At 38.4% G+C, this 12161-nt stretch carries 14 protein-coding genes; 7 read left to right on the top strand and 7 right to left on the bottom strand.

Annotated features, from left to right (window positions below; all coding sequences use genetic code 11):
• Window positions 1-133 precede the first annotated feature (133 nt).
• A complete protein-coding gene (locus tag H1R81_RS18100) occupies window positions 134-325 on the bottom strand; it encodes a hypothetical protein (RefSeq protein WP_181842160.1) in 192 nt (63 codons plus the stop codon).
• Window positions 326-539: 214 nt separating this feature from the next.
• Here H1R81_RS18100 and H1R81_RS18095 point away from each other — a divergent pair, with 214 nt between their 5' ends.
• Window positions 540-932, top strand: a complete 393-nt coding sequence (locus H1R81_RS18095; protein ID WP_181842159.1) for a hypothetical protein — start codon at window positions 540-542, stop codon at window positions 930-932.
• Between the two features lie 72 nt (window positions 933-1004).
• Here H1R81_RS18095 and H1R81_RS18090 read toward each other — a convergent pair whose 3' ends face one another.
• Window positions 1005-1853 carry a hypothetical protein gene (locus H1R81_RS18090; RefSeq protein ID WP_181842158.1) on the bottom strand — a complete coding sequence of 283 codons (849 nt, stop codon included), beginning with the start codon at window positions 1851-1853 and terminating at the stop codon, window positions 1005-1007.
• 27 nt (window positions 1854-1880) lie between these two features.
• Window positions 1881-2660 carry a DUF1566 domain-containing protein gene (locus H1R81_RS18085; RefSeq protein ID WP_181842157.1) on the bottom strand — a complete coding sequence of 260 codons (780 nt, stop codon included), beginning with the start codon at window positions 2658-2660 and terminating at the stop codon, window positions 1881-1883.
• 249 nt (window positions 2661-2909) lie between these two features.
• Here H1R81_RS18085 and H1R81_RS18080 point away from each other — a divergent pair, with 249 nt between their 5' ends.
• The 4 genes from H1R81_RS18080 to H1R81_RS18065 all read left to right on the top strand — a co-directional run bounded on the left by H1R81_RS18080 (window position 2910) and on the right by H1R81_RS18065 (window position 6957).
• Window positions 2910-3605 (top strand): response regulator transcription factor, encoded by a 696-nt coding sequence (locus H1R81_RS18080; protein ID WP_181842156.1) that lies wholly within the window; start codon window positions 2910-2912, stop codon window positions 3603-3605.
• On the top strand, window positions 3602-4978 hold the full coding sequence (locus tag H1R81_RS18075) for an ATP-binding protein (protein ID WP_181842155.1): 1377 nt from the start codon (window positions 3602-3604) through the stop codon (window positions 4976-4978). Before H1R81_RS18080 ends, H1R81_RS18075 begins: the two co-directional genes overlap by 4 nt.
• A 105-nt stretch (window positions 4979-5083) precedes the next feature.
• On the top strand, window positions 5084-5566 hold the full coding sequence (locus tag H1R81_RS18070; RefSeq protein ID WP_181842154.1) for a universal stress protein: 483 nt from the start codon (window positions 5084-5086) through the stop codon (window positions 5564-5566).
• A 5-nt stretch (window positions 5567-5571) separates the two neighbouring features.
• Window positions 5572-6957 carry a SulP family inorganic anion transporter gene (locus H1R81_RS18065; RefSeq protein WP_181842153.1) on the top strand — a complete coding sequence of 462 codons (1386 nt, stop codon included), beginning with the start codon at window positions 5572-5574 and terminating at the stop codon, window positions 6955-6957.
• 54 nt (window positions 6958-7011) lie between these two features.
• Here H1R81_RS18065 and H1R81_RS18060 read toward each other — a convergent pair whose 3' ends face one another.
• A complete protein-coding gene (locus tag H1R81_RS18060) occupies window positions 7012-7923 on the bottom strand; it encodes an AraC family transcriptional regulator (protein ID WP_181842152.1) in 912 nt (303 codons plus the stop codon).
• Window positions 7924-8103: 180 nt separating this feature from the next.
• On the opposite strand from H1R81_RS18060, the gene H1R81_RS18055 reads away from it, so the two are divergent.
• Together H1R81_RS18055 and H1R81_RS18050 are read left to right on the top strand one after the other, a co-directional pair.
• Complete coding sequence (locus H1R81_RS18055; RefSeq protein WP_181842151.1) at window positions 8104-9627, top strand: aldehyde dehydrogenase family protein; 1524 nt, start codon at window positions 8104-8106, stop codon at window positions 9625-9627.
• 137 nt (window positions 9628-9764) lie between these two features.
• Window positions 9765-10115 carry a DUF779 domain-containing protein gene (locus H1R81_RS18050; protein ID WP_181842240.1) on the top strand — a complete coding sequence of 117 codons (351 nt, stop codon included), beginning with the start codon at window positions 9765-9767 and terminating at the stop codon, window positions 10113-10115.
• Between the two features lie 30 nt (window positions 10116-10145).
• Here H1R81_RS18050 and H1R81_RS18045 read toward each other — a convergent pair whose 3' ends face one another.
• From H1R81_RS18045 to H1R81_RS18035, 3 genes are read right to left on the bottom strand one after another with little or no spacing between them, the layout of a single operon-like run.
• Window positions 10146-10655 (bottom strand): DinB family protein, encoded by a 510-nt coding sequence (locus tag H1R81_RS18045; protein WP_181842150.1) that lies wholly within the window; start codon window positions 10653-10655, stop codon window positions 10146-10148.
• On the bottom strand, window positions 10648-11394 hold the full coding sequence (locus H1R81_RS18040) for a DUF2490 domain-containing protein (protein ID WP_181842149.1): 747 nt from the start codon (window positions 11392-11394) through the stop codon (window positions 10648-10650). The genes H1R81_RS18045 and H1R81_RS18040 overlap by 8 nt, the downstream gene beginning before the upstream one ends.
• Complete coding sequence (locus H1R81_RS18035; RefSeq protein WP_181842148.1) at window positions 11348-12016, bottom strand: DUF4956 domain-containing protein; 669 nt, start codon at window positions 12014-12016, stop codon at window positions 11348-11350. Before H1R81_RS18035 ends, H1R81_RS18040 begins: the two co-directional genes overlap by 47 nt.
• Between the last annotated feature and the right edge of the window lie 145 nt (window positions 12017-12161).

Genomic DNA, 12161 nt, shown 5'->3' with positions numbered 1-12161 from the left:
ACGATTGTAAATTGTTGATTAAGAGGATATTACGAAAATGTAAAGAAAAAAAATAAAGCAGAAGAAAAATTCCTCTGCTAATCTTCAATCAATTAACCTAAACAAACTATAATAATATACGTATGAACCGTTTTTAAGCTACGAGTCTCATCTCTTTTATTGCGATTTCATCTTCATAATATTCATCAAAATCATCGCCTTCGAATACTTCCTCGTAAAATTCGTCGTCCGAATCGTCATAAATGCGTTCTTCACTAAAACCATCAGTAATTCTGATGGTGTATTTCCAGTGAAACTGATTCAATTGATAGGGTATTTTCTTCATAATTCTTTCATTTTGACGCCACAAAGGTCGGGTTAAGATTTAAACTTACTATTGCGGTAATATTAAGAAACTGCAAAGTGCTTACTTTCTAATGGTAAATTATTGAGCACAAACAGATTATGACTTCCAGATTTTATCTTTTCTTAATATTTAGATAAACTCTATTTAATCTGAAAGCGGCTTTTTTGTGTAAAATTTCTATTTCTATAAAACAATGCTTATTCTGCGACAGACATACTTTCAGAATTTCTTATCCGTTCTCGTTTTTATGCTAATCATTTGTTACTATGCTTTTAATGGTATTCCTGAAGAAGGGTTGGAAAGACGTAACTATCCGATAGAGAAAGCTACCGAGTATGAAAATAGTGTTGAATTTGAAAAGAATGCCAGCCAGTTAAGAGCGGCGATATTAATGGATGCAGATGTGGTACAGATAAATGGGTTGCTTTATCAGTTAGAAATAGCTGTTGCCAATCTGAGTTCAGAACAGGAAGCCAGAGCACAGATTAAGAATATTTATGATTTTTTATCGAAAGACAACAAGAAGGCAGCTATTAAGAGTATCAGTCAATTGCGTACCTATCTGTTGAAAAAATCTAAGCAGTAGCTTACTATATATAATAGAAAACACAAAGGAGACCTTTTATCTAAAGGCCTCCTTTGTGTTAAGATATACCAATTATTGAGAAGAGACAACTGTTGCAGGCGGGGCACTGACAGCATTGCCAATCATCTGATTATTGCCAAACGAAATTACTTTCCCGGGCCCGGCGGCAATACCAGTGTTATTATTAATAATACTATTATTTGAAAGACGTGTAATCGAAGTAGCATTCTCGGGCGAGATTGCTATGGTATTATTAGAGATATACGAATTAACTACATTTACCCGCGCCTTATCTTTAACTATTATAGCTGTTGATACCCCTTGTATATGTACATTATCAATAAATGCTACCACACTATCAGTGGCAGTGGCAGTATTGCATCTGATGTTTATTCCGTGCATGGTGTTGATTGGCCCTGTGATAGTTGTATTTTTAATAGCAATTATACCGCCTGTTGCAGTATTTTCAGCTACAATACCACTACCATCTTCCTTAATACCACTAATTGTACAGTTTTCAACATGAACCTGTGCGGCATTGAGGATTCTGATTCCATTTACCCCTGTTCCACCACCATTGATAGATATATTTCTAATGGTTACACTGATGCCAGCCCCATTAATGATTATACCGTTAGCTCCAGATGATAAAATACTCGCTAAAGTTCCATCGCCATTGAGTGTTATAGATTTTGTAATAGTAACCGCTCCATAGCCAGCAGGGTCTAATACAGAGATTTCTCCACCCACCGCAGTTTTGGAAATAGCTCCGGCAAAGGTTTTGCAAGGAGCTGTTCGGCTACAGGGGTTGACATCATCTCCTACACCTGAAACCCACGTGCGGGTAGCCTGGGCAAAAGTCTGTTGCTCAATTGAAACAGAAACGAAGGCAGCAATAAATAAAATGTATATTTTTTTCATGAGAAATGTCATTTAGATATTTTAATTTTAGAATCGTCGGATAGGTCTTACTCTATAAAGTGAACTTTTTGCACCAGAACTCTGGCCGCCTGTATTGAAGTTGAGAAACCAGGCTGTTTCTGAAACATTACCATATTCGGCAGCTACCTCTGTAGAACTCCAATAAGTATTGGTTACAGCACCCATACCAATATTTGCTCTTTGCTGGTACATCAGAAGGAGTTCTAATTTTGAGGGTAAATACCAGTCTCCGTAGTTGCCCCCATCGAACCTGGCAGCGGCCAAAGCAGCAGAAATCCCATTTCCTTGTACCTCATTAATCCGTTGGGTATTATACTCACCGCCAAAAATACCTGATCTGACTGCATTGGTATTTATATTACTGGCGGCTATCCATTTAACCTGCTGGCTGGCGTTATAGTCGGCTGTAGCCACTACAAGGCCGTGTTGTCCGGTGTCATCTACATAAAATATTTTCCCTCCTTGTGCACTTTGCCCTATACTATAAGTAATACCGGCGGTATTAAACATAGGTACCCAAACGGCACCATTATAAGTATAAGCTCCTGCTCCGCCAGAGCAGTTGGTACAATAAATCTGAATACCAGCTACCGGGCTACTGATAGCATTTCTTTGTGCTTCAGTCATGCGGGGCATAAGAATCCCCTTTTTGGTAGAGGTAGCTTCAATGGCATTTCCGGCAGTTAGATTACTGGGGTCGATGGTTACACTTTGTGCATGAGAAGGGAGATAAAAACCCATAGCAACACAGATAACCCATAAAATAGCATACAGATGTTTTTTCATGGTCAATGTACGTAATGGTGATATATTATAGATTACTTTTTAATTTATCAAAAATAAGTAAAAGCACTCAATTACCGGTGTAATACGGTGCTGATACAACATATTTTTTTATGAAGTGGTAAGCCTTGATGAAATCATTAAATATCAGCCTTATGAAAAGCTGATAGAGCCTCAATTGTTTATTTATTATCTTTGCTGATATATACACAATTAATATGAAATTACCCCACCTGCACGATACAACATTGTATGAAAAAAATACTTCTCGTAGAAGATGAAATCAGCGTGGTTAGCTTTATCAGAAGTGGGTTGTCTGAAGAAAACTATGCTGTTTCGGTTTCTTTAGATGGCTCTACAGGTATCAATATGGCCTTGGCTAACGAATTTGACCTGATTATTCTGGATATTATGTTGCCTGATAAAAATGGCCTGGAAGTATGTAAAGAACTAAGAGCCAATGATATACAGACCCCCATTCTGTTTCTGACTGCTTTGGGTACTTCTGAGAATATTGCTTTAGGTTTAAACACCGGTGCCGATGATTATCTGGTAAAACCCTTTAAGTTTATTGAACTGAGTGCCCGGATTAAAGCATTATTGCGCAGGTCGGTTATCAAAAATGAGATACCGGGCGAATCTCTGCAACATATTTATTCAATGGCAGACCTGAAAATCAATGATAATGCAAAAACTGTTGAAAGAGGTGGAATAGCCATTTCGTTGACTGCTACTGAATACCGGCTGCTTTTGACTTTAATGAAAAACAGGGGTAGAGTGTTATCAAGAATGGACTTACTGGAAAGTGCCTGGGATATTAATTTTGATTTAGGTACAAATGTAGTTGATGTATATATTAATTATTTACGCAAGAAATTAGATTCAGAACATAAACAGAAATTAATCCATACGGTTATTGGCATGGGGTATGTCTTGAAAGAAGCATGAAAACACAAACCAAAATAGCGGTCTCTTTAGTGATATTTAATATAGTTTTATTGCTACTATTTGGTATTGGGATTTATTTTTTCCTGAACGAGTACTCTTATGTAGATTTCTACAAACGGCTGGAAACCCGTGCAGCCATTGGTGCTAAATATAACCTGAAAATTGATAGTGCCAATGCAGAGACTTTTAAAAAAGTAAGGGAGCAACACCTCGAAAGATTAGAAGCAGAGAAAGAATATATTATCAGAATCAGACCTGATGTATCATTAGAGCAGCAGGCCATTAATTATGAGGTGCCATTGTCTTTGCTTGAAGCCATAATGAAAGAGGGCAAAGCAAGGCATCAGGAAGGCAGTATATTTTATGGCGGGATTAAACTTCAGCATAACAACGCTACCTACCTGAGTATAGTATCAGCTAATAACCGTTTTGTCTCACACCATTTAACTTTTTTACGGAACATACTGCTGTGGGGTTTACTATTCACGGTTGTAGTAACGGTGTATCTCTCCATCTACTTTTCAAAACATTTCTTCGACCCTATCAAGGAAATGATAGACAAAGTAAAACAGATAAGTACCGAAAATATACATTTAAGACTGAAAGAATCAGAAAATAATAATGAAATCAGTGAACTGGCAAGTACTTTCAATGATTTGTTGAATAGAATAGAAACTGCTTTTGAAACCCAGAAAAATTTTATCAGCAATGCTTCGCATGAACTGGCAACACCCCTTACCGCAATTATGGGCGAAGCCGATGTGGCACTCATAAAGGAACGGAAACCAGAAGAGTATCAGAAAGTATTGCATAATGTGCTGGCACAAGCCGAAAGGCTCAACCAGATAACCAAATCGTTGCTTTTCCTCGCACAAACAGGCTATAAGGGTAAGAAAATAGTGTTTGAAGTAGTAAGAACTGATGAGTTGATATGGGAAGTAAAACGTTTAATAGACCGATTAAACCCTGACAACAAAATTTTGGTAGACTTGAGTCTTTTGCCGGAAGACCCCAGAAAACTAAAAATCAATGGTAACAAACAATTGTTGCACTTAGCTTTGGCTAATATATTGAATAATGCCTGTAAATATTCTCATAATAAGCCTGTAGCGGTTCATATAGGTGCCAGTCAGGATCAGGTACTACTTTTCATAAAAGACCAGGGGATAGGCATTCCTGAAAGTGAACTTCCGTTTATTTATGACCCATTCTTCCGTGCTTCAAATACTCGTTTGTTTGAGGGGTACGGCATTGGCTTGCCTCTGGCCCGTAATATTATCAGACTGCATAACGGCACGCTTTTAGTTACTTCTAAAGCCAGTCAGGGAACAAGTGTGCAAATCAATTTCCCTTTAGCAAAGATTAATAAATGATTTTCTAATCTGATTCTAATCTCTCTTATCATATTCTAATTCGGCTCTTAGACGAGACTAATGTTGTCTGCAAAACTTTGCACCTGTTAATCAAATACAGCAGGTATGTCTAAAACTATATTAATTCCTATTGACTTTCGTGTAGCCTCTCTTAATACCTTGAAATACGCACTTGAAAGAAGTTCCGGTAGCCCTCACCGTGTTGTGCTTATCTACGCCGAATATCTCGAAGATTCGATTTCAGAATTACTTTTTTACAGACCTGAAAGTAAGATAGCCAGTAAAATCACCCCCGAATTCAGAAATGCGTTAGAGGTATTGAGGAACAGATTTGAATATCAGATTACAGACCTGAGCATTAAACTTTTTCATAACAGAAGTAGAAGAGGATTAAGACGCTTTATTGAAAATCAACAGATTGATGAAATTTATATTCCGCAAACGTATCGCCTGAAAATGCCAAAAAAGGCTTTTGATCTGGTAAGTATAATCAGACAGACTTTTATTGATTATCAGGAAGTAGACTGGCCTCAGGATAATACAGTTGCTTCAGAGAAAGACCACCTCGAATTTCTATTTAACCGTTAAATACTATGAGCAAAAATTCTTTTCCTACCACTCCTTTAGGAAGGATAAAATTGTTTTTTACTTTTTTTGATTCCCGATGGGAAGACATTAACAAAGATAACTGGGCAAAAGTTACCTACAAAGATTTTAGCGCAGGCCTGATTGTAGCTATGACAGCCATCCCGATGGCGATGGGTTTTGCTATGGCTATGGGTATGAGGCCTGAAAACGGGATTATTGCCGGAGCATTAGCCTGCGTAATCGGGCGTACATTTGGCGGTTCAAAATATCAGGTTTATGGGCCTACAGCGGCTTTTATTCCGGTTATTGCTGCATTATTTACTAAATATGGCCCTGCCAGTGGCGGCACATTTGAAGCAGCTCATGGTTTTCTCGTTTTTGTCTCAATCATAGCAGGAATAGTGCTTATTATCATGGGAACTTATGGCTTTGGGCGGTTTGCCAGATTAGTGCCTAACTCTATTATTGTAGGCTTTACTGTAGGTATTGCAGTAGCGATTGCCCTTACCAATTTGGAAGATGTATTAGGGATAGAATCCTTTAAAGATTTGCTGGGGCAGGACGAAGAAATAAAGGGAGGAATTATACATAATCTTCAAAGTGCTTTTCAGAATCTTGATAAAATCAATATCTGGTCGATTTTTCTGGGGGTATTAACTTTTGCTCTTGCCAAAGGACTACTACGCATTTCTATTTTTATTCCGGGTCCGATTATCGCATTAGGAGTTTCTACCTTGCTTTCGGCCACCGTTTTGTCTGACAAAGGAATTATTCTGGTAAAAGATATTTATGGCTCAATCCCTAATAATTTCTTCGTCTTTACCGCCCCAACTATGCCCGACATAACCACCCAGGTAATAATCGATATCTTTTATTTTGTAGGGGCAATTGTATTTGTGTCGGGAGTAGAAAGTATTCTTTGCTCATCGATGGCCGATAGATTAGCTAAAAATACCAGAACACCGTTTAATCCTGACAAAGAGTTTTTCGGGCAGGGTCTGGTGCAGATAATTACACCACTGGTGCAGGGCTTTCCGTGTACAGGTGCTTTGGCCAGAACGGCCACCAGTATTAAAGCAGGAGCTACTACGCCATTGGCAGGATATTTCAAGGCTGTATTGAAATTAGTGATGGCTTATTATTTAGCTCAATATTTAGAGTTGATTCCTATGGCTTGCATTGGGGGTATTCTGATATGGGTTGCCAGTAATATGATTAAGCCAGCCGAAATCAGAGAGGTAAAGCACTTAGGTAAATTCGAGTTTGCCATGTTAGTTTATACGGCCGTAATGGTACCTGTAACTGATTTCCTGACAGGAGTATTATCAGCCTTGATTATCTATTTTGTAGTAAAGGCTGTTTTCAAAAGAAGGGTTAAGAGTATATTATAAAATGAAGCACACTTTTATGAGGGCCATTGGGAAACCAATGGCTCATTTTTTATTTTAATCAATTGTAGCAGCCTGGTGTTTGTATTCGCTGGGTGATACCTTGTATTTTTTCTTGAACATACGGTTAAAATAAGACAAGCTATTGAAACCGCTTTCAAAATAAACATCTTTGATACGGAACTCCGGATTCTTGAGCAGGCTCGAAGCTAATTTTATTCGCTCCTCAATAATAAATTCAATAGGCGAAATGCCTAATTCTTCTTTAAATACACGATAAAAATTAGATTCGCTCATGCAGGCAATTTTACACAATTGCTCAACCTGAATCTGCTCACGTATGTTTTCTCTGATATAATTGACTACATGTGCAATACGATTATTTGAGGCCAGCTTATGTGCATTTTTCGAGTAAAAAGTCCTGGTTTCTGTCTGAACGATTCTGATTATTAGCTCCTGAATCATCAGATCGGCAAAAATATCTTTTGAGGGGTGCTGCTCGGTAAAGATGAAAATCAGGCGCTGCAGAATATGATGGATAGCCACATCGTTCGTGAAGTGAAAATTACTGTTTGTAAATTTCCATTCCTGATTATCTATTTTGGGTTTTAATTCGTTGAGACTATGAATGATTTTATCTAATCTATCCTGCTCAAATACCATAGCCAGGCATTTGGTTGGGTTCTTGATGGTAGCTACCGGGAAATCAATACACATTACTTCATCAGAAGGTAATATAACCGACTCGCCAGGTAAAAAATCAAAATCCATGTGCTGGTTCAGGTGCATCACTTTTTTACCCGTTAGCATACTTGCCAAAACAGGGTCAGAAAATTTAAGATAGACGTCTTCTGCCTGCTGATGTGTCTCAAAGATACTGAGTTCAGTGTGATTTAAGGTAAATGTAGACCTGTTCTCTACCAGTGTTTCTATTCTCCGGCTCTTCAAAAATGATTCTGTTAATTCCATCACTTATAATCAGTTAAAATATAACTATTCAAATATATAATATTAATAATTGTAAAAAAATGCATTGCATCATATTTGGAGTATTGTTCATCTTTTTGAGAGAAAAGGTAAAAAGAATATGAATTTGTCAAGATAGTTTTGCACAGAATTTATCTCTTATACTATTAAAAGACCAAAACTATGGCAGAATTACTTGAACAGGAGAGGGTGTATATTGCCGCTCCGAAATTTAAAACTCAATATGAAAATTTCATTGGTGGCAAATGGGTACCACCTGTGAGAGGAGAGTATTTTGACAATATTTCTCCGGTTGACGGTAAAGTTTTTACTTCGGTAGCAAGGTCAACCGAAGAAGATATTGAGAAGGCATTAGATGCTGCCTGGGCAGCCGCACCTTACTGGAATAATACATCAGCTACCGAAAGAAGTAATATCTTATTAAAGATTGCTGATATGATGGAAAAGAACCTGGAAACGCTGGCAAAAGCTGAAACCTGGGATAATGGCAAGCCTGTCAGAGAAACAATGGCAGCTGATTTACCTTTGGCTATTGACCATTTCAGGTACTTCGCCGGAGTTATCAGAGCAGAAGAAGGCTCGGTAAGCGAATTAGATTCAAATACTGTTTCAATGAATATTCTGGAGCCATTGGGTGTAGTTGGGCAGATTATCCCTTGGAATTTCCCCTTGTTAATGGCGGCATGGAAGGTAGCACCGGCTTTAGCGGCAGGAAATTGTATCGTACTGAAACCTGCTGAACAAACACCCGTAGGTATTCTGATATTGATGGAGTTAATACACGATATTTTACCTGCAGGTGTATTGAATGTAGTGAATGGCTTTGGTATTGAAGCAGGCAAGCCGTTGGCCTCAAGTCCGCGCATTAATAAAATTGCTTTTACCGGCGAAACAACTACTGGGCAGTTGATTATGCAATATGCTTCTAAAAATATTATTCCGGTTACCTTAGAGTTGGGAGGCAAATCTCCGAATATATTTTTCAAAAGTATTATGGATGCCGACGATGAGTTTTTTGATAAATGCCTTGAAGGTGCCGCCATGTTTGCGCTGAATCAGGGTGAAGTATGTACTTGTCCGTCAAGAATATTGGTTGAGGAAAGTATCTATGACGCCTTCATAGAAAGAGTCATAGAACGCACCAAAGCTATTAAATTAGGTCATCCGCTTGACCCTGCAACTATGATGGGCGCACAGGCTTCGAACGACCAGTACGAGAAAATCCTGAATTATATCGAAATAGGGAAAGAAGAAGGAGCAGAGGTGCTGACAGGCGGAGATGCTGCTTATAATGAAGGCCTCGAAGGTGGCTATTACATTCAGCCAACGATATTTAAAGGCAACAACAAAATGCGCATTTTTCAGGAAGAAATCTTCGGGCCGGTAGTTTGTGTAACTACCTTTAAAGATGAAGCCGAAGCATTAGCCATTGCCAATGATACGCTGTATGGATTAGGGGCAGGTGTATGGACACGCGACACTCATCAGGCCTATAAGGTAGCAAGAGCAATTAAAGCAGGGAGAGTATGGGTAAACTGCTATCATGCGTATCCGGCACATGCGCCATTTGGTGGCTACAAGAAATCGGGTATTGGCCGCGAAACTCATAAAATGATGTTGGGTCATTATCGACAAACCAAAAATATGCTGATTTCTTATGATAAAAATAAGTTAGGATTCTTTTAATGAGAACTCCTCACCCCGTGGCAGCGTTCGCTCTGAATCTTTTACTCTTTGAAACAGGAGAGAGAATTTTAAGAACCTCCCTTTTGAAAGAGGAACGTCCGGACGTTGCCATCGGAGTGAGGCAAAACACCCGTATCATGAAGCAACAACGAGTCGGCATAAGCCCGGCAGCAACCCAGTTGGTTGAAAAGCTAAAAAAAGACTACGGTAACCTGATATTCCATCAGAGCGGTGGTTGTTGCGATGGCTCGGCACCAATGTGTTTTCAGAAAGGAGAAATGTATATTGATGATAATGACGTCTTACTTGGTTATATAGCCGGGTGCCCGTTTTATATGTCAAAAGACCAGTTTGAGTACTGGAAGCACACACACCTCACTTTAGATGTAGTCAAGGGTAGAGGAGCAAGCTTTTCTTTAGAAATTCCTCTGGGTGTTCGGTTTGTAATCAAATCCAGGTTGCTGACACAGATAGAATACCCTGAGTAAAATTGATTTAATCGGTAATTAAATTACTTTTTATTGCCTCAATATTTTAATTGTAACTAATAGCTGTCCTACATGCCTCGTTGTATGTTCAGCGGAGTGGGTTAAGAGTCCGATGACGGTTGAAGGGAGTTTTGCTCTGCCCACTTCTCTGGCATCTGTTAATATTTTTTCGTTGGTCTTTGCTAAGGCCGAAATCGACTGCTCAATTTGCCTGTCAAAGGCCGATAAAAGCCCTTGTACTGTAACTGATTTGTTCAGTTTTCCTTCTGAAACTAAAGCATTTAATTGTGCAATGCTTAATGCTTCGCCACGCGCATAGGTGAATAATCGGTCTAAAACGCCTGTGAGGTGTTGTAAATGAAAAGCAGGAGAGGCTATATTGGCAGGGCGTTCCCATAAAAGATTTTCAGGGAAATCAGCCATTAGGGCGTGTACTTCTTCCTGAACCTGCAATAAGGCATGGGCAATGGGTTGCAATAAGGCAGGAATATCTGGTAGTGGCCTGCGGAGCCATACTTCTAATTTCGGAGCATCAGCCATTTGTCGACTTTTTTTCTTTCTTACTTTTTTTATTAGGCTTTACCTCAAAGTCAAAACTCAATCCTAATACATTAATCGTATCTGGGTGTTTTTTATTAACTTCCGGTTGCCAGCTATAATACAAAGTTACAGATTTGTTTTTCTTGTATTCGTAAGAAATACCTGCATTGTTTTGCAAGAAGGCTATTTCAGTTAGTTTCCCTTCTTTGAAGGGTAGAAAAGGCACGGCATATACATAAGTATCCCAACGTTTGCTGATTTGATATTTAACCCCAGTCCTTAAACGAAGATAGCTATTTGCTCCGCCTCTGTTTTCATCGTCACCAACAAAGTATTTCTGTTGCGTCTGAACCATCGGGCGGATAAAAAAAGTAAAATCATTTGCTTTAAACTGCGCATTTGCACCAAGCAGGAAACGATGATAATTATTGCCATTTACTAAAGCCAAACGATAATTGCCTAATACCTTGAAGTATTTGTTGAGCTTCTTTTCTCCCTGAAGAAAGAAATATGAACCTTTATAGTGAGAAGAATTCTCATTAAAACGTACTCTGTATTGTCCGCTTAGTTCCCAACCTTTTTTCAGATTCAGTTTCAATTCTGCATCATACCACGACTGAAAATCCTGTGTTGATTTTTGCGCAAATACGTTTATTGTTAGCAGGTTTATGATAATAAAAACAAACAATTTATTAATCATCGCTGTCGCTTCCTCCGTAAGCTGCACTTTTGTTTTCATTTTCGTCAGAATAATAAAAGGCATGAATACGTGCTACGTCTCTCAGAAAATCAACATTCAGTATTTCAACTCTATGAATGGGTAATCCAACTCTCTTTCTTAAATCTTCTATCATTTCTTCGCGGCGTTCCGGTGTTACTAATTCTACCTTTTCGTAGCGTATCTCTCTGAAATTCTCATGTTTGAGGTTCAATCCATGTTCTAATCCAAATGTGAGTGCCACCAATAATATATCTGCCATGATTAACTCATAATGTGTCATACTTAGTGGCGTGAGTGCATTGATAATGCCAATAGCCACACAGACAAAAAAATAACCCATTTCGCGCACTGGTACCGTGACCGTACGGTAACGGATGATAGAGAATATAGCAAAAAGCCCAAAGGCAAAACCCATTTTCAGTTTGGTAGTGCTGAGAAGGAAGCAAATCAGAAAATTGACAACATTGAATAAAAAGAAAGTAAAAACGAAGTCTTTATTCTTGTAGCGATTATAATAAATACCACGTACAAGAATCAGAATCACAAGCATATTCAGGAGAAACCTGACGCCAAATTCTATTGCTAAACTATCTCCTAAAAATTGGTTAATGGCATGCGATGTGCCTTCGAGTTCTTCCATGAAAGTTTATTTAGTGATTGAGTGATCAGTATAGTCCCGAACTTTGATTTATATGATTGATATGATTTCAAGAATGGATTCTAATTGAATATGAGGAAGTTGACATAGGTGATTTGATATTACAGCTTAATATTCATTAAAATAA

This window comes from Emticicia sp. BO119 (genome assembly GCF_013912375.1).
Taxonomy (GTDB): domain Bacteria; phylum Bacteroidota; class Bacteroidia; order Cytophagales; family Spirosomataceae; genus Emticicia.
The sequence above is the reverse complement of the archived record's forward strand: the minus strand, read 5'-3'. Positions and strand labels throughout refer to the sequence as shown.